The sequence below is a fragment of the Proteus sp. Marseille-Q3619 genome (assembly GCF_965283115.1).
Genome location: NZ_CBDIMP010000001.1, coordinates 3,637,220 through 3,658,732, shown reverse-complemented (window position 1 = coordinate 3,658,732; position 21,513 = coordinate 3,637,220). Strand labels below are relative to the sequence as shown.

Annotated in this window: 24 protein-coding genes; 2 read left to right on the top strand and 22 right to left on the bottom strand. The window is 40.4% G+C overall.

The annotated features are described in order from the left end of the window. Position 1: 1 nt before the first annotated feature. The 11 genes from gpJ to ACWPWK_RS16840 all read right to left on the bottom strand — a co-directional run bounded on the left by gpJ (position 2) and on the right by ACWPWK_RS16840 (position 13,002). The gene (gene gpJ, locus ACWPWK_RS16890; RefSeq protein WP_109372788.1) at positions 2–4,180 is read right to left on the bottom strand and encodes a TipJ family phage tail tip protein; all 4,179 of its coding nucleotides are present in this window, start codon (positions 4,178–4,180) and stop codon (positions 2–4) included. Next, complete coding sequence (locus ACWPWK_RS16885; protein ID WP_098943622.1) at positions 4,180–4,746, bottom strand: tail assembly protein; 567 nt, start codon at positions 4,744–4,746, stop codon at positions 4,180–4,182. The genes gpJ and ACWPWK_RS16885 overlap by 1 nt, the downstream gene beginning before the upstream one ends. Then, complete coding sequence (locus tag ACWPWK_RS16880; protein ID WP_098943624.1) at positions 4,683–5,402, bottom strand: C40 family peptidase; 720 nt, start codon at positions 5,400–5,402, stop codon at positions 4,683–4,685. The genes ACWPWK_RS16885 and ACWPWK_RS16880 overlap by 64 nt, the downstream gene beginning before the upstream one ends. Before the next feature lie 3 nt (positions 5,403–5,405). Next, positions 5,406–6,104 carry a phage minor tail protein L gene (locus ACWPWK_RS16875; protein WP_109372787.1) on the bottom strand — a complete coding sequence of 233 codons (699 nt, stop codon included), beginning with the start codon at positions 6,102–6,104 and terminating at the stop codon, positions 5,406–5,408. Continuing rightward, positions 6,101–6,430, bottom strand: coding sequence for a phage tail protein (locus tag ACWPWK_RS16870; RefSeq protein WP_109372786.1), 330 nt, complete (start codon positions 6,428–6,430; stop codon positions 6,101–6,103). Before ACWPWK_RS16870 ends, ACWPWK_RS16875 begins: the two co-directional genes overlap by 4 nt. A gap of 39 nt (positions 6,431–6,469) precedes the next feature. Beyond that, positions 6,470–9,805, bottom strand: coding sequence for a tape measure protein (locus tag ACWPWK_RS16865; protein WP_109372785.1), 3,336 nt, complete (start codon positions 9,803–9,805; stop codon positions 6,470–6,472). A gap of 63 nt (positions 9,806–9,868) precedes the next feature. Then, positions 9,869–10,249: an outer membrane protein assembly factor BamE domain-containing protein gene (gene bamE / locus ACWPWK_RS16860; RefSeq protein ID WP_089503233.1), complete on the bottom strand. Its 381-nt coding sequence runs from the start codon at positions 10,247–10,249 to the stop codon at positions 9,869–9,871. A 63-nt stretch (positions 10,250–10,312) separates the two neighbouring features. After that, positions 10,313–11,194: a hypothetical protein gene (locus ACWPWK_RS16855; protein WP_109372784.1), complete on the bottom strand. Its 882-nt coding sequence runs from the start codon at positions 11,192–11,194 to the stop codon at positions 10,313–10,315. Between the two features lie 112 nt (positions 11,195–11,306). Next, a complete protein-coding gene (locus ACWPWK_RS16850) occupies positions 11,307–12,089 on the bottom strand; it encodes an ORF6N domain-containing protein (protein ID WP_109372783.1) in 783 nt (260 codons plus the stop codon). A gap of 66 nt (positions 12,090–12,155) precedes the next feature. Continuing rightward, entirely contained in the window at positions 12,156–12,785 is a 630-nt protein-coding gene (locus ACWPWK_RS16845; RefSeq protein ID WP_244185036.1) for an ORF6N domain-containing protein, read from the bottom strand. A 40-nt stretch (positions 12,786–12,825) separates the two neighbouring features. Continuing rightward, complete coding sequence (locus ACWPWK_RS16840; RefSeq protein ID WP_109372782.1) at positions 12,826–13,002, bottom strand: Arc family DNA binding domain-containing protein; 177 nt, start codon at positions 13,000–13,002, stop codon at positions 12,826–12,828. A 129-nt stretch (positions 13,003–13,131) separates the two neighbouring features. Between ACWPWK_RS16840 and ACWPWK_RS16835 the strand changes: the two genes are divergently transcribed. Continuing rightward, a complete protein-coding gene (locus ACWPWK_RS16835) occupies positions 13,132–13,566 on the top strand; it encodes an Arc family DNA-binding protein (protein ID WP_109372781.1) in 435 nt (144 codons plus the stop codon). A 127-nt stretch (positions 13,567–13,693) separates the two neighbouring features. Continuing rightward, the gene (locus ACWPWK_RS16830) at positions 13,694–13,873 is read left to right on the top strand and encodes a hypothetical protein (protein ID WP_109372780.1); all 180 of its coding nucleotides are present in this window, start codon (positions 13,694–13,696) and stop codon (positions 13,871–13,873) included. A gap of 5 nt (positions 13,874–13,878) precedes the next feature. On the opposite strand, the gene ACWPWK_RS16825 is transcribed toward ACWPWK_RS16830, so the two are convergent. The 11 genes from ACWPWK_RS16825 to ACWPWK_RS16775 form a co-directional block, all read right to left on the bottom strand. After that, positions 13,879–14,220: a hypothetical protein gene (locus ACWPWK_RS16825; protein ID WP_244185035.1), complete on the bottom strand. Its 342-nt coding sequence runs from the start codon at positions 14,218–14,220 to the stop codon at positions 13,879–13,881. Positions 14,221–14,292: 72 nt separating this feature from the next. Further along, positions 14,293–14,985, bottom strand: a complete 693-nt coding sequence (locus ACWPWK_RS16820; protein WP_109372778.1) for a DUF6246 family protein — start codon at positions 14,983–14,985, stop codon at positions 14,293–14,295. 49 nt (positions 14,986–15,034) lie between these two features. After that, positions 15,035–15,790 carry an Ig-like domain-containing protein gene (locus ACWPWK_RS16815; RefSeq protein ID WP_109372777.1) on the bottom strand — a complete coding sequence of 252 codons (756 nt, stop codon included), beginning with the start codon at positions 15,788–15,790 and terminating at the stop codon, positions 15,035–15,037. A gap of 64 nt (positions 15,791–15,854) precedes the next feature. Continuing rightward, positions 15,855–16,226, bottom strand: a complete 372-nt coding sequence (locus tag ACWPWK_RS16810) for a phage tail termination protein (protein WP_109372776.1) — start codon at positions 16,224–16,226, stop codon at positions 15,855–15,857. Beyond that, the gene (locus ACWPWK_RS16805; RefSeq protein ID WP_098943653.1) at positions 16,223–16,591 is read right to left on the bottom strand and encodes a hypothetical protein; all 369 of its coding nucleotides are present in this window, start codon (positions 16,589–16,591) and stop codon (positions 16,223–16,225) included. The genes ACWPWK_RS16810 and ACWPWK_RS16805 overlap by 4 nt, the downstream gene beginning before the upstream one ends. Positions 16,592–16,593: 2 nt before the next feature. Then, positions 16,594–16,953 (bottom strand): hypothetical protein, encoded by a 360-nt coding sequence (locus tag ACWPWK_RS16800; protein ID WP_231039772.1) that lies wholly within the window; start codon positions 16,951–16,953, stop codon positions 16,594–16,596. Further along, a complete protein-coding gene (locus ACWPWK_RS16795) occupies positions 16,937–17,314 on the bottom strand; it encodes a DUF7370 family protein (protein ID WP_098943655.1) in 378 nt (125 codons plus the stop codon). The genes ACWPWK_RS16800 and ACWPWK_RS16795 overlap by 17 nt, the downstream gene beginning before the upstream one ends. 43 nt (positions 17,315–17,357) lie before the next feature. Further along, the gene (locus tag ACWPWK_RS16790; RefSeq protein ID WP_109372775.1) at positions 17,358–18,308 is read right to left on the bottom strand and encodes a major capsid protein; all 951 of its coding nucleotides are present in this window, start codon (positions 18,306–18,308) and stop codon (positions 17,358–17,360) included. 5 nt (positions 18,309–18,313) lie between these two features. After that, positions 18,314–19,000: a hypothetical protein gene (locus tag ACWPWK_RS16785; protein ID WP_089503223.1), complete on the bottom strand. Its 687-nt coding sequence runs from the start codon at positions 18,998–19,000 to the stop codon at positions 18,314–18,316. A 66-nt stretch (positions 19,001–19,066) separates the two neighbouring features. Then, the gene (locus ACWPWK_RS16780; protein WP_454209223.1) at positions 19,067–20,128 is read right to left on the bottom strand and encodes a phage head morphogenesis protein; all 1,062 of its coding nucleotides are present in this window, start codon (positions 20,126–20,128) and stop codon (positions 19,067–19,069) included. A gap of 2 nt (positions 20,129–20,130) precedes the next feature. Then, entirely contained in the window at positions 20,131–21,513 is a 1,383-nt protein-coding gene (locus tag ACWPWK_RS16775; RefSeq protein ID WP_109372773.1) for a DUF4055 domain-containing protein, read from the bottom strand.

The window sequence follows — 21,513 nt, the reverse complement described above, 5'->3', positions numbered from 1 at the left end:
GCTACCCTAAATAACCTATTTTTGCCGCTAACTGATTGTTTTCATCGTAAACATAAATAGTATTATTCGTGATCACTAACCGCCCTTTTGTTCCTCCTGAGTTAATATCTAATCGTCCACGAAATACCGCATCATTTAATTCCACATTCCCTGTTGTGGCATCAATATTAAATCCTTTCTTGCCGGCTAAATAATTGGTGGATTTGATTTTTTTACCTACTGATAATTTATCAATGGTTGCCTTGCTAAATAACGCATCATTGAAAAAAGCTTGTCCATTTTGGATCACAAACGGTGTCACCACTTTGCCATTTAATGACGATATCACTGCAAAGTTTTGGGCATTAACCAGAAATTGACTATTTCCTTGCGCATTGAATCCTAAGCCAATGCCAGTAATGACTTTATTCCCTTTGCTATCTTGTTGGACTTTCATTGTCCATGATGCCGAAATTTTGCCATTTATGTCTGTGACCACTTTCGAAGTTTGTTCGATTTTGGCTGAACTTGTACCCACTTGGCTTTCTAAACGAGTGACTTGCTGAGCGGTAGAGGTCACTTTACCTGAAACCTCAGTCACTTTGGTTTCAAGTTGATTTACCGCATTCGCCATTGCATTGGCTTTCTGTTCGCTGGACTTAGGTACTTCATTCGCCACAAACCCTTTCGGTGCCACCGATTGCTTGTTGTTGGTATAAGTGCTGGTGATAATTTGATGGTTAACACTTTTATGCTTAGTGAGTTGGTATTTAGCGCCTCCTCGCAAATAAATATATTCCACAGAACCATTTATTAATTGAGCGGGTCCCATCACAGGAGATTGATTTGTCCATCGCCAATCAAAATTATCAATGATGCGGTTTTCAGACTGTGTTCCCCATCCAGAACCACTGACTTGCCATTCCACAATCATGGCAAAGCCTTTGGTGCTGTGCGTCGCATAGCTGGGTTTATTGTCTGAATATTGCCCTAAAGTTCTAAAGACCTTAAAGGCATAACGACGAGAGGTCGCTAATGGCAAAATCACCGGATAATAGGTGTTTTCATTGAGTGTTGATAAATCTAAATCCACCACCACAGACTCCGTTAAATCGGCTTTTACCGTCTCTAATTTGCTGGATAACGCTTGTACTTGAGAGGTTGCGGAGGTGACTTTACCATCGAGATTAGACACATGCGTATTTAACGCATTGACCACGCTACTGTCGGCTTTCCCCTTCAGTGTTGAACTGAGGGCTGAAATATCTTTCGATTGTGCTTGCTGTTTCGAGGTAAGGGTTTCTAATGATTGATTAATCGCAGAAACATTCCCATTCATCCTAGTTTCCAGCGATTGTCTGGCATTTGCTTCCGCTTGGTCGCCCGAGACTCGCGCTTGCTTCTCGGCGGAGATAAGTCCTGCGGTGACTTTCGATAAATCATTGCCAGTATAATCACCACGAAGTTGGGTGGCTAAGGATTGCCGTTGTTGTGCTTCGGTTTGATCACCCTCAATACGTGCTTGTTGCTCTTGTTTGATTGCAGCGGCCTGTGCTTCTGTTGCCGTTGAAACTTGGTTCATCCGCTCAGCCAGTAATTTTTCTGATTCCTCCCGTTTTTTTTCACTTTCTTCAATCGTCGCGCCTTGCCTCATTGACTCTTCTAAAAGCTTGTCGTGATTTATCCTCATTAACTCATGTAATTCAGTAATATCGATTTGGTTAGCTTTACTGTTAATTTCACCCAATAGGTCTTGCGCGAGTTGATCTCGACTAATTTGACCCGCTAATTCATCGAGGATAGCTTCGGTATTATCATCAGCCTGACCTTTCATCTCCACAAAATGAGATTTACCGTACTCATTGACACTTCTCACATAAAACCAGTAATCATGACCTGCCTTTAGCTGTCCTTTAGTCCAGAATTTAGCTCTACCTAAAAAATCAGCCTTTGACTCTATCTCATTGATATTATCTATCTTGTTTTCATCAGAAAACCAGAACTCAAACTCAGTATTTAGAGTGTGTGGTGCAGAGATGTGAGGGATCAGTTTTATTTCAAAAAAACCAGACTCAACGGTTATTGAACTCGGTGCGCTTGGTGCGCCAATGACCATCTGCACTTTTGTTTCGTTACCAAGCATTCCATTAGCATCTTTACCTCGCACACCAACAAGATATTCGCCAGATTCAAGGCCATTGAAGTAGTATTCAAGATCTGTGGTACTTCCGGAGGAAACAACTTTCTTGCCTTTATAAAGAGTAACATTAAATGAGATATTCCTATTGATAGTTGTTGTTGCCCACATAGCTCTAGCCTGAACTCGAGGGCTATCATTAACATAAGCGATAGAAAGGCGTTCTATGTTAGGAATACGAACAACATTCTGTGTTGGAGGATTTCCAGTAAAATCAACACCGCTATCAACAATGCTTTCCTTTTGAGGCTCATGCTGAATACAGTTGTATAAGTAATTTCCATCATTATCTTCCGAAATGGAAATTACCCTAAATAATCTGGTCGTTAACGTGCTCTTTGAAATGGAAAATACACCATACTGCTTCAATCCATGTGGATTTTCACGCAAAGTAACAATATCACCATCGATAGATTGAATTTCTATTTTTACGAACTTACCTGTTGCCCCTAAAAATGAGAAAGTGCCTTTATCATCATATTTCCACTCAATAGGCGCATCGATAATAATAGTACGAGCATTAACTGATAAAACTCGTCCTCCTACCTTCACCCCTGCAAAACTGTCATCTGCAACTTCAATAATATCGCCAGAGATACAGTTGATCCCCTCGCGTCCAGTTGTGAAGGTAACGCTATCTTTCTCCAACTTTTCTGTTTGTAATATCCATTTACCCACTCTGTGAGCCTGCCCACGACTAGTACAGCCAAAAGCGGTGACTTTTTTGACATTTACACCGCCGAATCGCTGAATAAGGTCATCATCTTGGATAAATTCTCTTTCTTCACTCCATCCATTACTCGGATTTACCCATGACACTTCAATAGCATTGTGTCGTGCTGATTTCGCTGTTGATGTATATTTAAATTTGCCATCAATAACGTTTGAATTTGTATACGTCCATACTGGATCGGATGGTCTGTCTTGAAAACACGTTAATTGTTGTCCATCCCATAAAGGCATACCGCGAAATACAGACGCCAAGTCATCAAGCACTTCTTTGGCTTTTCGTTGAGAGGTTATATAGGCATTGAAAGTAAAACGCGGCTCTTTGTTGCCAAATCCATCATCAACCAATTCATCACAGTAACGAGCAATGGCATATAGCGCGAATTTATCAACGTCAAACGAACCGATCATCTCTCCTATACCGTATCGTTCATTGGTGACTAAATCGTAAAAAATCCATGCGGGATTATTAGTCCATGCAGGCTTGAAGCGGCCCGTCCAAATCCCTGTGTAAGTGCGCGTTTCTGGATCATAGTTATCAGGAACTTGGATAATCATTCCTTTTATATGATAGGTGCGATTGGGCGTATCACCGTATTGGGATTTATCAATTTTCATCCCGACAACAGCAGAATTAGGATAAGAAAATTTAGCGTCAGTTATTTCTGTGTAACTCGCCCATACTGTGCCATTCTTCAGCAAATCACTCTTACTGTCTTCAGTTGTACGAGAAACCCTGATTTGAAATGGTTTTTTCTTAGGCGCATCGATGATATATGATTCTAAATATTGACCGCTAATTTTACCGGTTATTCTTGCTGTTTCTGCATGTACCCAACCAGATCCCTCATTAACTTCAATAAGCATTTCCACCGTAGCATCGTACTGATTTCCCTTATCATCTTGACCAACAAGGGCAGAGACACCCAAAGTAAATCTAACGCGGTCAGTTTCCTGATCGGAAATAGTGCGCAAGATTGGCGTATTTTTTTTCACCTCAACATTAACGGGTATTTCTTTCTCTACAAAAGGAAAACCATCTAAAGGCGCTTGTGTCGGTGTTCCCGCACGCCATTGAACCTCAACCCCATGAATATTCGGATTGCCATCTTCATCTACAACAGGCGTACCATTCAATAAAAAGCCTGACATACCACCAACAGGGCCTTCTATTGGCCCTTCGGAAACCAAATCAATGACATTAAGAAATTGTTTATTTTTTAAGTTGTCATCAAGCAATCTCGGAGTGCTTCCTCCGCCACCACCTTTCCCCATTAAACAGTCTCCAAACCTTGTGATATTACATTGGAACCCACGACCATCTCGCCATAACAGATAGGAACGGAATAGCCTTGTCCGACTCTATTTGAGAGTGAACTAAAATACTGGTTACTTTCAGAGTTTCGCCCCTCTATGCTCGGTGCCGGAGGTGTTTTGGTTAACATCGTTGCCAATCCCGCTGCGGCCACTCCAACACCAGCAGCAAATAATGCCGTCGATGTCATTGTTGCTAAAAATCCACCCGGTATTAAAAAAGATGCACCAATTAACGCCGCTCCACCAATAATGCCTAGCCAACCACCAGATTTAGCACCACCAATGACAGGAACAATCGTAATAACATCACCTTCACTTAATGGTGTATTTAATCCCGCAGAAATGCTCTCCTTGGTCATATCATTACCTGCGATACGAACACGAAACTGCCCTTGATTAATCTCTTTTTTCAGCCCATCAATTTGATAGCAAAGACAGCGCAAGGCTTCACCGGCATTGCTTACCTCAAGCTCGAACCGGCGTCCAAATCGGCGCAAATAGCCTGCAAACTGTAATTTGACCATTGTTTATGTCTCCAGATGCTGTGAGTGTATTTAAACCAGTAACCACCGTAAGTATCTCGCTTACTCAATCTGTCTGGCCTGTGATGCAATATCTCTTGATTTCCTAAGTACAAAGCGGCATGGCAAGGTTTTGAGGTGCCTAAACAAATCAATATCATGTCGCCTTCTTGAGCTTCATCAACTTGATAGAAACCCTGTTTAACTGTGTTATCTAAATAGAGATTTTGCTCTGTGTACCACCATTCATCAGGGCGAATAAAATCATCTAACTGAATGCCTGAAAGGTGATAGGCGTCGCGTATAATGGAATAACAGTCCTGCTCACCATGCTTAAACTCTCTTCCTAATAGTGGTGCTATTGGTCTGAACTTGTGGATCACACCATCACATACCAACCACCACGGTAGATTTGTCTTCCTTTGCATTGCTCTATCGCCAGAACTCAAGAAAGGCTTTCCGTCTGGGTGACTATGTACAATAGCTTTGATGTCTGAATAACACTCTGCCGTCATCCAATCGTTTGGGTTTATTTCAAAATAGTTTTGTGGGTCGGGGTGTATATTCCCGCAAGGGAAATACTTGTCGCCAGAAATTAAACCGCACGACTCCCTCACTCCTTCCGCTTTCGCGTGAGCGATAATGTCTTTCTCAATCATGGATTAACCTAATTTATTTGAACCTAAAAACCCGCCGAATGGCATGACAGATTTAAATCTGAGTTTGCACCCACTGTATTTATGAGAGCATTTATCTTTAAGGGGATCAGTTGTTGGCTGGTCTTTTTCATCTGCAACAGGCGAGCCGTCATACCCACAGTCATTGCTTCGGTATCGCCATGAGCAAATATCAGCCTGAATCATCCGTCTAGGTATCAGCGCATTATCGGTTTCCATTGGAAGTGCTAATATGTAAGTCACAAAATCAGAATCTGAGCTTTCCCGTTGCTCGATAACATACTTCTGAACAACTTCTCTTGTTGGATCTGCTTGTGGGTTTCCGTTGGGAAAATTAACAGCATCAAGATATTGCTCTAAAACCTGCCTGCGAGTAACGATAGCACCTAGCGCATCATCGTAGTCGTTGTTAATAGCAGTTAACATCCCGTCAAAGTTAGCGAATGTCATTTTAGGTCTATCTGACGCCCCCTGCGCAGTTACACTAAATCCTGTAACTTGAACAGGATAAGGCTCATAGCGTAAACCTTGCCAGATGATAGGTTTTAATAATCCATTCATGCCGTCATGAAACCGGTAAAGATCCCCCCCAAAACGGCTTAAATCGACCTCATATAGATCTAACATTGCATTTTGCTGTAAGTCTGCAACGTCTATGCGCATCGCTTGAGGTATATCTCTCATGCAACAACCTCCTCAAATGTGCAATCTATCTGCCATACTGATGTTCTCGGCGTCACCTGCCAGCCTCGGCAAACAAATTTACGCTTAGAGTTATCATCACTGGTTAGCCATAAGAATGATTCAACCGCACCGCGCGCCTTAAGAAACTCATCAATCTGCTTACCTATGTCAGCATGTTTAATAAATGAAAGTTGATAGGTCTTTAATTGGTTGTTGATCCCGTCTTTAACTCGTTGTTCGTAACCGTTACCAAACTTAGCCACCTTCACCTTAGGCTCATGACTCACTTGATAAGCTGTTTCTGGTCGCCATTTAAACTCTTCCATTGGTTACTCCAATAAAAAAGCCACCTATTTAGGTGGCCGTTACCAACTTCTTGATTTTTCCAACGCACCACCGCTACGCATTTCGGTGCCAAGTACATCATAAACCGTACCTCTCACCATTTGCTGTATCTGCTGCGCTTCCTTTTGAGTGATACCATTCGGTGCCTGAACTTGGAATGTAAAGTGCATATCCCCCATGCTGATACCGTTACCACCTTTACCCATTTGTCGATTGCTGATAACCCGCCCACTATCGCCTGGTATCATGTATTGATTACCATTCGATGCCTTGAATATCTCTGGCTTGCCACCTTCTCCAACCCGATACATTTTACCTGCACCGACCTGTCCTCCATTTTTACGAGCGCCAGCAAGCGCAATCATGGCGGGTATTGCTGCCGCCATTGCAGCCATTCCCCAAGTTGCAGCAGAACCCATTGTGGCTATACTGGTCGTTGCTGCGGCTGGAGCCATTGCAGTTGCGATTGCACCTCCCGTCGCCGTTGCGCCTGCAACCGCTTGAGCATTTGACGCTTTACGCATAGCATTTTCAGTAATCATATTCTTAACTTGCTGCATACCCATTTGAACCAGAGCGCCAACGGCTTGGTCTACAATGGTTAATGCGACATTGCGGAAAGCATCGTTAAGGGATTGAGTGCCTGTTAATAGCCCTGTAATTACGTTAGCGGAACGTTGCCCTAATGCGTCCAACCCATCAGCTAAGAATTGATTAGCTTGACTCTGATTACGCCATATCTCCCATTGAGCATTCATCCGGTCTTGCTCATATTGAGTATTAGCGGCATTCATTAACTCCAAGCTTTGCTGCTCAGTTAAAACCTTTTGGTTTTCATACTCTTTTATGAGTGCAAGTTTACGATCGTGCTCATTCTTTAGTTGCTGAACAGGGTCTACTTGTGCTTTTAAATTATCTTGAGAAGATACAGCGTTATTAGCCCGTATTTCGGCTATTTTGTGCTGATATTCTGCTTCAATTTCAGCTTTACGCCTTGCCGCTTGCTCAGTAAGAGATACATCATCTTTTGTTATCCGCTCTAAGTCTGCCAACTGTTTATCGTGAGATTCTTTAGCCTTAGCGACTAAATCAAGCTCAAGTGCGGCTTTCTTATCAGCTAGATTGCGCTCAATGTTGTATCTATCTTCTGCAAGTTTCTCAGCTAATTTAATCTGTTCAGGAGATGCCTTGTCACCCAACGCCTTAACCGCATCATACTTAGCCATTTCAAGAGAGCCGTCTTTGTAACCTTTGTTTAAACGCTCAATTTCTTCTCTTTGGCGTTTTAATGCTTCGTATGCTGCATCTGTGGCTTTGGTTGATTCCTTGGTTGTTTTGTTGCGTTCGGCGGCGGCATCTTGAGCTTTTTGAGCTGCAATTGCAGCCTGATTTAATATTAGAACTTCTTTTTCTGATAAATTGTTATCTTCTGCATAGAATTGAACTTTCAGTAATCTCTTATCAACTTCACTTTTAGCATTAGCTAATTTCGCCTCACGCTCTAATGACTTTCTCATATCTAACGCTTTATCTGACAATTTTACTTCAAGCTGGGTGGCATTAAACTCTCCTTTCGCTCCTGTTGCCTCCCTTATTTGTTGAGTAAGCCTACCTAATGCAGATTTTTCAATATCAAGAGTAGTTGCACTTTTAACACTCAAATCAATGGCTTCTTTTAGTTTCTTATCATATTCATCCTGAGCATCTGCGAGATATCTAGTGATATTTTCAGATTTTTTTCTATTTTCAGCTAAATCACCTTCTAGCTCTATCTTTTCTCTTAGGATATTTATTGTATTTCTTTCAATTAGCTCTGGATTATTACCAAGAGCATCTTGCTGCATCCTTAATCTAGCCTCTAGCCTAGCGAGTTGTTTTTCTTGCTCTTCCATTTCTGCATTTAGGACTTTTTGTTTATCAGATGCATCCTGAACATCACGCGCTATCTCTTGATATGAAAGCTCCTTTAACTTATCCGTTAACTGTTCTACATTATCAGCAAAATCATGAGCTTCTTGTTTGGCTTGCTCTGTCTTTTGGTAGAAATAATACATCGCAGCACCAGCAAGCATTAGCGCTCCCATTGGACCACCTAAAGGAGCAGTGGCAATATTGAGCGCTCTCATTGCACCAGCCATAGTAACACTGGTTGCCGCAACTCTTGCTTGAGCCGTCGCTAACCTATTTGTTTCCAGAGTTTCCAGCCTAGTTAATGCTGCTATTCTTGCTGAATTTGCCGATAATTCATTTCTTATCCTCGAACGTTGTTGCTCTGTTTGAGCGGCTGAAAGCTGAGCCGATAATGATTGTTGAGTTGTTAAAGCAAATGATTTTTCCGCCTGAACTCTAGTTAAGGTCTCTTTTGCCGCAAGAACCTCTGCTTTAGCCGAGTTTCTTGTTGCCATAGTGCTTGTTATTGTATCTTTTGCTTTCTTTAATTGCGCAGCACTTGCAAGAGATAATGCGCCAATAAACCTTGAGCCAATTGTCATTGCCGTCAAAGCAAGAACATCCGTCATTACATCCAAATTTTTACTAACAGTAATAACGGCATCACTAAATACACTAAGCCCCGTCTTTACTGTTGTGTTTTCACCGAGAAACTTAGTGACATTATTCCCAGCCTCTTGAAGTGCCTGTGACATCGTTCGAGTGGTTTTGGCGAACTCTTTGGCGATAGCATCACCTTGAGAAAGCAATCCTTTCACAACTACGTCAGTGGTTAATTTACCTTCTGTTGCCATTTTACGAAGCTGACCTATACTTACTCCTAGTGAATCAGCCAATGCAACCATTAAGCGACTACCCTGTTCTGCTACTGAGTTAAATTCTTCACCACGGAGAACACCAGAAGCGATACCCTGTGATAACTGAATGATGGCGTTTTCAGCCTCTGTCGCTGTGGCACCAGAGACAATAAAACCCTGATTAATAATTGTTGTTAATTTTGCTAAATCCTCCGCCGATGTATTGTATTCTCTCGTGCCTCGCTCTAATCGTGCGTAGAGTGTTGCTGTGGCATCGAGACTTGATCGAGTTGTTTGTGAGATATCAAAGATTCGCTGAGTCACGTCAACGAGTGACTCGCTAGCACGAATCGAGTTAGATAGTTTGTTATTTAATTCAGTCCATGCTTCTGAATAACTAGCAACCATTGAAGCCGATAAATAACCAGCTAGTGATGTAGCAACTTTAGATAGAGACAACATTGAACGTTCGGTGTTATTCACTGATTGAGACGTTCGGTTAAAGCTACTATCCATACGATTAAGGCGTTGCTCTAACTGACGCTGAGATGTTAGTAATTGCTGAACATCCATTTGAACTTGATAAACAATTTCGCCTACATTTGCCATTTACCGGCTCCTTAAAATGAAAAACCCCGCCGATTGGCAGGGTTGTGTAATCTTTAAAGTATTTTATTGTGATGATTTTATTGCGTTAGTGGTAGCTTCAATTGTTTTTTGTGATATTTCCAATGCATCATCAGAAAATGTTTGTTGCCCCCATTTAGTTACTTTACCTTCCTGAAAGGTCACAACTAGTCTATCCTGAGATAGCTGTTCGTTATCTACTGGAGTAAATCCATAATAAACTTTACCCCAATACACCCATCTTTCTCTTTCGGTATTAACTTCTGTTCTTCTAGGATCACCAAGAACCGTTCTTACTTGCTCTTTATCCATCCCCAATGAAAGCATAGATGACTTCTGGTTATAGTTGATTTGCTTTTCTTGAGCACAACCAGAAATAACCAAGGCAGATAAAACCAAAAAAGAAGATAATAATAACCTTTTCACAACACCATCCTCGTTAGTTAATTTGTTATTAATTTAGCTGTTTGTGGTGCAAATGGGAGCAAATTACCACTTCAGGTCTATTTCATTCATTTTATAATTCTTATTCATTTTAACTAATGCTTCAAATCCTGATAGATACTGAATAGGATCACACATTGAGATGTTTTTAATAGGAAGCCTTTCAAACTTGTCCCTATTCAATTTTGCATTAATTAAATAGAGATCATCCTCATCACCAGTTTCATGATTAAATATCTGAGAATACCCAGCCACTATGACATTCTCTATTTCTGAGCAAACCATAAACCCGATAGCTGATACTCTTAAAGCGATAGCATGAACATGCCTTGCGTAATCATAATAGTATTCTTCTGCGGTTTTTAGTCTTTCACCATTTGATACTGGCGTGTCTTCAATTTCTGGCAGATCTACATCTATAAATAAGGTTTTTATTTCATCATCATAATGAAAGGCAACTATTGTTTCTCTAGGCCAATAAGCTGATAAATATGCATACCTCAGTCTCTCATTAACACAACCAAAGGTAACTGGATGATACTTTGCAATATCACCATGTATATCTATAAGAAATTCAGGCTTCCCAGTGAAACCTCTGTTATAAAAATCTTGATAAACAAATGTTTTACCTTCCTCTATTGTCAGCACATTTGTATATTTTTCATTTAGCCACCACTCGTCACCTTGTGGTTGTGTTGAGCTTACTTCTCGCCAATTCAATTCTGTTGGAAAACCAATAACTTTATATTTCTCATCATCTTTAATAATAACATTCGTTTTTTCTAGTTCAGAGATTACTTTATTTACTCTTTCTTGATTAATTCTGAATCTTCCAAGAAAGTCAGCAGTTGTTACATACTCTTTATTTATTGCAAGATCAACAAATTGCCAATACAGAAGATCTAAACCTAATGTTTTTGATTTCATGTCATCACCAAGAAATATTAATATTCCTGATGAGACTATCAAAATAACCAGAAAAACCTTAATCAAGAGGCATAATATGTGATCTCAAGCAAGCCGTCCTTGGCTTGGGTAGTTAGAACAATTTAGCTAAATCCACATCATAAGCAGACTTCCATGCACCTGATGGATATGAATTAGCTGTTCCATATCTATCATCATGAACAGTAGATATTTCTACATCATTCTCTTTGCACCATTTCTTCAATGGTTGCCATTTGAATTTTTTATTTAACTTCTTCTCTACTGCTAATACTGTTGCGTGTTTCTTACTTTCACCCAACTTTTCAGCAAGGCGATTCTTCTCACGAACAGCTTTAGATGCCGTAGCCATTGAAGTTGCTTCACGCTTACGCCCAATCCACGCTTTAGTTTCGATGGCAACATCACGTTCAAGTCTAAGAACTACCTTTTCTTTTTCTGCTTTTAGTAAATTTTCCAGTGCTTCAATGTAGTCACCAGGAAGGCTATTATTTTTGCGTGATCCAAAATAGGTATCTTCGAGTAACTCAAAGAAATCCCATGCTTGATCAGTTTCCAACATTTTAGCGTGACGAGATGCTCCGCGTTCTGTCCAGAGATAAGCATGTCTTGCTCTTTTATCAACTACCCCAAGATTGTTGGGGTAGTTCTTAAATGCCATTAACTCGTCACCTTCAATCTTGAAAAAATGCTTTCCTTCTTCAAATCGAGATTTATTATTCGCAAAATTCATTTGAATACTTTTTGCGTCAGCACCATAACCAACAGCCAGTGATTCAGTAGTGATCACCTTCTGGTTACGGTAATAGACTTCTGGAACCGTAAAACGGTTTTGCGTGACAACTGAGTTATTGTTTGCTACTGTTATTTGACTCATGAAACATTTCCTTTTAGGTTTTGTTTGGGATTAGCCAGCAGTTCGCACCTGTTGGCTTTTCTGTTTTTATCTGCATATTCTTGGTAATTCACCTTCTTGCAATCTCCCGTTAATATCTCTCCTTAAATTCATCAGAAACACATAACCATCTTGAAATCTATCAACCAACTTTCCAGCAAGTGGTGATTCAAGTTGTCTTAGCATTGGATATATTTCTGACTTCCATGCTGAATAAAAAACATCGTAGTGATTGAATAGAGCATTAATATTGTGAGCGTCTTTTTCCCTTTGGGTTATGGGACGCGAGTTAACAACAACTTCATTTTCCCCTTTATTAAAATAGTGATCTTCCATTAATTCGAACACATCCCATGCTTTGTCTGTATCTAACATTTTCGCATGACGAGCCGCACCTCTTTCTGTCCAAAGAATTAAACTTCTCGCTTTTGGTGAAATTTGTAGGTTACTTAAAGTAACTCGCAAACTTTTTAGAGCATTTCCAATAACTTTGAAGTAATGCTTACCCTCAATAAAGCGACCTGCATTACGGGAATGGTTTACTTTTATGTTGTTACTTTTAGTATCATATAACTCAGCTAACAATTCAGTCGTCACAACGGGTACTCCGTTATGCATAATTGCTGGGATGGATTTAACTGAATTGCTCATGTCGCATATTTTTGCTAAATTAGTCATGTCACTTATTCCTTTCGATGGGTTTATTTGGCAACCAGCCTCAGTTGTTCACGCAGCTGGGGCTTTTACTTTCTATCAATCCGTAAGCTTTCCTTAGTTGATAAATAATCTCCGTATTAAATTTTCTACACTCTAAATCCCCATTAGCTTGAATTGCTTTGCATACATCCTCTGGAAATCTAATTTTCTTCTGATACATATCTTTTGCTTTCTGCATTATTTCATCCTTAACTTTTCAATGCCTCAATGTGGGGCAAAAGCATTGTCACACCGTGCGTCATTGAAGTCAACCCCACTGTGGGGCATAATTTTGTAATTATTTTCATTACGACTAATTGGTGTTTCTATGAGTAGAGAAGATCCACAGTTAAGAATTAGACTTCCTATTGAATTGAAAGAAAAAATAGAAGTAACCGCAAAAGAGAATGGTCGCTCAATGAATGCTGAGATAGTTCAAAGACTAGAATCCAGCTTTCCCAGTGAAATAAATACTGATGATTTAATACCAGCAAAAGAGGCGATGCAAATCGCCAATAATGCACGAGAAGGATTAAAGGAAATTATTTTTAAAAGGACGTTTGCTGAGATAAATAAGAAGGTAAAGTTAGGGCATTCTATTTTCAATGTTGAACTATCAGATCTGGATTTAGATGGCTTACTTGATGATATTGATACTGTCTTGCAGCCAACATTTGATAAGTTGGAAGAGTTAGGCTACCACATACCAGAAAGTGTTATTGATGTTAGTGGGTTTCTTGTGGAAATACCTTCATCAAAATAAACAAAGGGCACGGATGCCCTTGTTTTAGTAGTGGCAACCTCCTTCCTTTGTACGGATATTTGACTTAATTAAATTCCTGTCTAATATTTGTTCTGCTCAATAACGAGCATTACAAGGAGTTTTTATTATGAGTAAAAAGCCAGGTGAAAATACAGGAAAGGATGGTGGTATTTATCGTGAAGTAGGTCCTCGAGGTGGACAGCGTGATAATTACGCCACCGTGAGAGATAACGAAAGGTTGCCACCAACAACTGAAAAAGGTAATTCCTGGGTTCTTGATAAAAGAACACCTGATAGTAAGCGTTAGTTGAATTAAGCCGATTTATATCGGCTTTTTTGTTCTCCAGAACAGAAATCAATCATCCTGCTAATTAAATGACAAAATGTTTCATTTGCCGATCCTGTTTCAACGCTCACACCGACGCGATGACAAATGTCGAACGCCATATGCGCGCATTCATGAGCTAGAGTAGATGATTTACCGTTAAACACACCAATAATATGGAGCACACACTGAGCGTTAGTAACTGTATGACTTGCCCCGTTAACAAAACTATCCCCACCATCAATGCCTAGTTTTTCATGTAGAGAGCGCCAATCATCCCAAGAGCCACAATAGATAATATATCCAGATTCAAATAAAGGTACCTTCATATGTCGATACTGCCTTAGGATTTTATTCATATTCCTACCTTTACTATAAAACATCTCAAACCTAATAATTGGCTACTTTCTCTTTCTGCTCACCAATCGACGCTTACCACTGATTAACTCATCATTGCGCTTATCATCTTGCTTCATGATGTTGTCGTATTCCTCTCTCGTGAAGCCTTTCTCATCGGGATATTTAACTTTGAGCATCATCTGAAATTCAGTCATTGTTAATTGTTCAGCCTCCTCTCGATTCATACCAAAATGAGCGCGAGCAGAGCTAATGTAATCAATTGCCATAAACTCATCTGAGAATTCGCTTTTGCCTTCGTTACGTTGCAGTTTGCGGATCTTTGCTTTACCAATAATTCCATGAGTGAATAATTCTCTGGCAATGACGATAATGTCAGCGATTGGCATCTTGCCGTTTTTATAGACGATACCGCGCTTACCTGACTTCCATTCGCCAATGACTTCAGAACAATCATCATCACAGCACGCCTGCATCACTATCATTGCAGTTTGCAGGATGTTACGCCCATATGTTGGCTTACTAATCACCTTTATTAACCATTCAGGAATAACCCTGTAATTCATTACAGCGCGTGTAATTAACTCTTGTACCTCTGTGCCATTTAATTGACCGTATGCGATCACAATCTGTTTAGGCTCACCAATTCTTGTCATATTGATGAACGATGGTCTAAATAAGTAATCCTTTTTATCAGTAGAGATAACCATCTCACCGATTTCTAAAATAGGCGTCATAATCCCTCCTGAATATTATCAAGGGCACTCGAAAGCACCCTTTGTAATATTAAGCAGAGGTAACAGTGACCACGCATTTTGCTGTTTTACTACCATCTTCGGATGTGACAGTAACATTCGCAGTACCTTCAGCAACACCGCGCACAGTGACTACATTCACAAGCTGAGTAACTGTTGCAAAGTTAGGCTTATCGCTTACAGCGGTATAGTTTTTGTTAGTCGCATCGGTTGGTGTAAATTTGACAGTAAATGTCTTAGTTTCACCCACTTTTACAGACAGAGTAGCAGGCTCGACAGCAATGCTTTCAACAACGATTTCTTCTTGTAGCCATTCAACCGTTTCTGCATCAGCAACTTTCAGTTCACCTGAATAAGTGGAGATTTCTTTTGTTGGAAATTCCATAGACCATGATGTAAATAACATATAGCCCTGAACAACATCAGAGCCATCACCTTTCATATCAAGTTGAACCCAATAATCTGGCTGGCGACCAGCTTTGATTTCATCAAGGATTTCTTTTGCAATATCGAAAGCAGAAGTAGAGCCAGTTACGCCAGCTTTCTTCAATTCACCATCAAAACTAATGGTGAAATCAGCGCCAGTAACGATTGATTCCGTTAATCCTTTGATATCATCAGCATTAGACGTTACCGTCTCCATACCGAAATCGAATGATTTGCTTGTTAACGCACCTAAGCGTAAAAACTGATCTTGTGCTGGCACTTGGTCAGGGCATCCTTTTGCGATACGTATAATTCCTGCATTGCCCATCACCAGACCTTTTTTGTCAGGACATTGTGACATGTTATAACCTCTTTATTTGCAAATAAAAAAGGCCGCATAAGCGACCTATTGAGATGTATTTAATTTAAGATGTACAACGGAAAGAAAGTGGGATGATAAACCTACCTTCTGTTGTTTGAATTGGATTAACAAAACCAGATGTATTGATAATGAAACCAATGTTATGGCTTCTAGAATGACACCTTACATACTCTAGTATTTCGTTAGCTCGCTGAACAATAAACTCAATCCACGCCTTACCAGATATGAGTGAAATGGTAAAAAAATCATCACCACTTAGATCATCAATACGTCCAGTTCCATTTTGTTGCTGAAATACGATGTATGAGTCCGAATCATTACCTTCTTTTTCATTCCAAATATAATCCTGCTTAATGAGACCATCTGATAAACCTGATTCAGAAAAATAGTTTTTCAGTCGCTCAAAGGTCGTCATATTTTAAACTCCTCAGCAACAGCCTTATCAATCATTTGTTTCGTTTCCTCAAATCCTTTCAGGAGGAATTCTTTCTTAGCGGTAGGTCTACGGAAACTTTGATTAACATTAGGATCATGAACGAAAACAGCATACGAAGCAGAATAACCAACGCGACCAGTAAATAGTGTGCCTTTTACTTTTACATCTCTAAATTGTGAATTAATGAGTGTTTTAGTGTCAATGGGTGTGTATATAGCAGCTTGCCTACCACCAATATCTAGCGCTCTATGCATGGCTCGAGCTATCTTTTTTGATGCTATACTTCCAACCAGAGAGTTTAAGTTAGATATCGCATTACCTATTCCTTTTACTTTTGCCCCCATAGTTATACCGCCGTCGTTAATGTGTAATCATCTAGACCACCATTAATATCTCGGTCTCTATCGATAGACTTAATCCTACTAGCACCATGTAAAAATGGATCTCTATCTTCATGTTTGCCAATGGCGATATAGTCTTCTTGAGTTGCTTCGCTATACTCAGTCCAAATAACATTCTTAATGATTATTTCAGTGCCAATGGTTTTTCTACCATCTTTAAAACTACTTCCGTAATCACATCGGATATGAATTGGCTCTGAAAATATGGGTTTACCGTAACCATCTTTACCTGTAATTTTCCAAATGGTTGCCCACCCCTTGCAAAATCGTCGCAGGATTTTCCCCATATCACCCCCGAACCACATCAAACTGAACAATGCCAACAGGTCGTTCAATAGGTAAGCTATCGGTACATCCAGAGGGGTCCAGAGAAGACAGCGTTTTTAACAATGTTTTTCTACCATCAGCAAAATACTGATATGAAACAGAAGCGCCAGAAGGTGCGTGCTCTGAGGATATTTTTCTAACATCAGCAGATGATAATATGAGGATAACCGAATACAGCTTAATTAAAGTAACAACTGCATCTGAATATCCTGCGTTATCAAGGCAAGTATCAATAGTATCCACAATAGATATGGCAGAGCTTATAACAAGGCTTGTTGCCTCAAACCCCATCACCTCTAATTGCTCATTAACTTGCTCAACCGTAATCACAATAGACATGATCACTCCTCATGGATAAATAAGGGGCTACTGCCCCCTCGCATTACCCTCCAACACTAGTATTCTTGCCAAATGAAACCATAACGCCAGCGGTATCTTTAATATCAGTAGCAATCTGCTTCCAATTAGCTACCGTTTCAATCTGTGCGTTAGTGGGTGATTTGATACTATCTTTACTCCACTGATAACCACGCAGACCAATAGTAAAGTCATACTCACCTTGCATTAGTGCCTTAATATTTTCTTGACCTAACACATCCTGAGCCTTCATGATCAATGGCGATGTTTGAATCGCTGCGGCGCCAGTAACCAAACCTAACGAATGCTGTTTGTCTGCATCTGACAAAGCGGGAATATCAGAGATAACAAAACGACGACCAAGGTTATCTTGTTTAATGGCGACGTTACCAATTTGGAACAGGTTATTCGCGTTGGTTAGTGTCTCATCCATAAAGTCGTTGAACGTTGCACCATCCATTAACCAAGCGACAATGCGTGAATAAGCATCGCCGAATGGACGTGTGGCCTTATTCAAACCTCTTAATGATGGCGTTTCTCCGCCAACAGTAACTGCCGTTGTATTACCAGAAATAGCTGCTTTCAATGCTGCACCAGTAGTATTAAGGTAATCTTGCAACATGGCTTCTGCTGATTGAGCAGCAACTACCGCGGCCGCTTCTGACACATCTTTACCTAGTCGCTTCATCATCGTTGGGGTAACAGATACAGGACCAATACGACCATCAACCTTAATCATACGGTCAAGGATTTGACCCAATTCTTGCGGCGTTAGATTGCCTGAGCCATAAGCGTTACGTCGCTGAGCCAGCCCGCCAAGTAACTGCCATGATGTTTGCTCAATGTAGTCACCGATATGATCACCATCACCGATAACTAAAGCGCCGCCAGATGCTTCGTTAAACTGACGGACAGCTTGAGCAACTAATTCTGTTGCTGCTAGCGATACTTGTTTTTGAAAAATATGTAAAGACATATAAATTAATCCTCTGGAATATTAGCAATGATTTCACGTGCGCTATCAACTAATGGATTTGCGCTTTTGGGTTTATCACTGCCTCCGGCTGGTGATTTCCCTTTGCCGCCTTCCCCTCCGGTTCCGGTGGCTTTGCTACCGATAATTACCGGAGCAAATAACTGGTTATTACGAAATTCTTTTTCTAAATCATCAATAGTGAATGCTGAAGGATGCCCATTAGCGTCAACTACTCGCGTTTTACCGTCCTCTACTGATAATCGAGATTTAATGTGCGGGATAATTAACGGCGCAGCATCACCAGCAAGCTTTGTAGCCAACGTTTGTGCGACGTTATCAACCAATAGTGTGTGTAGGCTCGCGTCTTTTTCCTGTAGCTGTGCTAATAGCTCACTTTCACGCGCCTTTAACTTTTCAGCCCAACTTTTTTCTAGTGATTCAATATCACCATTTTTACGAGCCTGCTCTTCAGCCGCTTTCTTCGCTGCATCTTCGGCTTGTCGGCGCTTTTCTTGCTCTGCTTTTTTCTCAGAAAGTAATTCATCAACCTTCTTTTGAAGCCCTGACACATCTGGAATTTCTGGCATACCTTCGATTTGAAGTTGGTAATTTCCACCGACTTCTTTATACAAAACCTTTTTATCATCAGTTAATGCATCAAATTCTTCTTTTGTTAATAGGTATTTAAACATCGTAAAACCTCTGGTTTAGATGGTGCAGTCTCTAACTGCGAATAATAAAAAACCCACCGAAGTGGGTCATTTGAGGTCGATACCTGCTTTATTAAAAGCTTCAGGTATGATCCGTTGAAGTTCCTTAAGCGTTATTGGCTTAAAGTATTTATCGAGCTGTAACTTTGCGAATTTATCAGGCGGTAATCCACCATCACGAAACAACTGAGCCCTAGTCTTACCTAATACAATGTCCTGCCTGTTCGCTGGCTGGCGATAAAGCCACTCGTAATAAGACTCTTCACCCCATTCAGAATTACCAACATAATCTGTTGTAATTAAGTTTATGTATTTCTCATCTAAAACAGGAAGTAATCGACTACGGCAATTAGGATGAAGAGGAGGTTTGGGGCCTTTTCCTAGTGGATAGCGATTACCGGATAATGATCTACATACTGATGATGTTTTATTGTCCAGTATTGCGCTGAACTCTTCATACTTAATCAGATCAGGATTCTCTTTGTAAAAATCCATTGCCCCTATACTGTGCGCATGCTGTAAAGAGGTTCTGGATATCATCTGAAAGCCCCTAGCAATCCTACCGACTACCGACGATGCGATGATTAGAGGTTCAACTGACGTCCCGTTAATCGTTGATTGCAGATCAGACACATCACCACCAGATGATAGTGATATCAGTGCCTGATTTTCTACTTGTTGAATGGATGTATCAGCCCAAGATTCAATAAACTTTTCTAGGAATAAAGAACCACTCCATCCCGTCAGGTTCATGGGGATGTTTTGTACATCTTTACGCACTTTCTCATAATTGGCAGGTTTAACACCTTCTAGAAGTGAGTTAAAACCTCGATATTCGGCATCTGCCATAACAATGGCAACACTGATGGCTTCATCAAGCAATTTTCCAGAATGACTAGAGAGAACTGGCTTTAGTGATTTTTTTAATGCAAGCGCGATTGATTTTGCTTTACTTATAGAGGAAATATTACCTGAGAAGGTAGACAGCGCAGATGCCACAGTGGCACGAATATCCAACACTAAATCACGAGTATCTGCTGTTGATGACTTCAACCTTTCCAGCATGACTTGTATCATTAATGTGTTATCAAAGATGACACTTGATTGCATGGTTACACTCCCAACATATTTGCCCCTCTCGTTAATTCCAATTCATCAACAACATCCTCAGCCCTCTCATCTTGAGAAATGATATTGATACTTTGCAAGTACTTAACAAAATCAATCAATCGCATAGTTCCTGATTGCAACGCAGCCAATAACGCTGTAATCGTTGGTGAATCTAACTTAGCGATATCATAAACTTTATTCAGTTGTATTGACGCTTCGCCACCACCCGCAAACTGGATACAAAAATCAAGTGCTCGGTTAAATGCTTGCTCAACATTACCCGCGCACAATGACAGCACTGAATTATCTGTTTGTGCCTCATCCTGTGCCTGTGTAGCTGTTCTTGCTGACGTTCCTCGTTCAACTAACTTAGCGCCTAGCATTGCCATTTGCTTCTCTCTACGTTCAGCTAAGGTGATTTGAATATTTCTATCTTCGGGCTGTGCAAACTTCATGTCACCACCTTGTGGTAGCAATACCCCTTTACGGGAGCCAACAGTAAATCCATCAGACATATGTTTCTCAACCCAGTCATCTGTAAGACCTGTTAATGCAACCATTGGTTGACCGACAGTATGTGCCGATTCTGCTATATCAGCCTCAGCCTGATAATGTTTGATATTCACGTATGCTATATCAGCAAGAGGTGGAGAATCAGGAGTGTGATCATTATTCATTGAGCCAATCCATGACCATGGCAACTCATTTAATGGACTGCCAATCGCATCACTCAATACAACCCAATCTGTAACCTTTATGTCTCCATCTTCATACCAACGACGAGAATGAGCGACATCATTAATAAGCCTTAATTCAATCCAGTTATTCTGCATTTTCAGTTCAAAATCATCTGTATCTACTGGTTCTTGATATTTGAGGACAACGAGAGATGTTTTTCCATTCGTTACTCTCCAATTAATGATTTCCTTTGCTGTAAATAATCTAATATAAGGTCGCCCCTTATTAGCTTCTGACTGAATCCCTGCTCCGCTAAAATCACTCAATAGGCCAGCTCGACCACGCTGTAAGTTTTGCGATAACGCATCCCTTATCATTTGGGTTAGTGGCTGGCCTTGACCGTCTATGTCAGTTTCTAAATACTCGACACCACCGCTAACACTAATCTTTACTGGCTTACTGAAAGCAATACCAAGTAAACCACTAAGTGTCCTACCCGTGGCATTCAGAAAGGATGCTCTAGCTAAATAGCGCTTATAACGCTCATTACCCTTATCATCTTCATCTTTGTTATCTGCCGGATGAGGGAGGTATTTCTCTTTCTTGCTTTTAACAACTCGTTCGCCATCAACACAATCGCCAATCATGTCCCATTCAGGCAAAAACTCATTGTAAGCTGGATGCTTATAATCAACGTTTGTATTCAT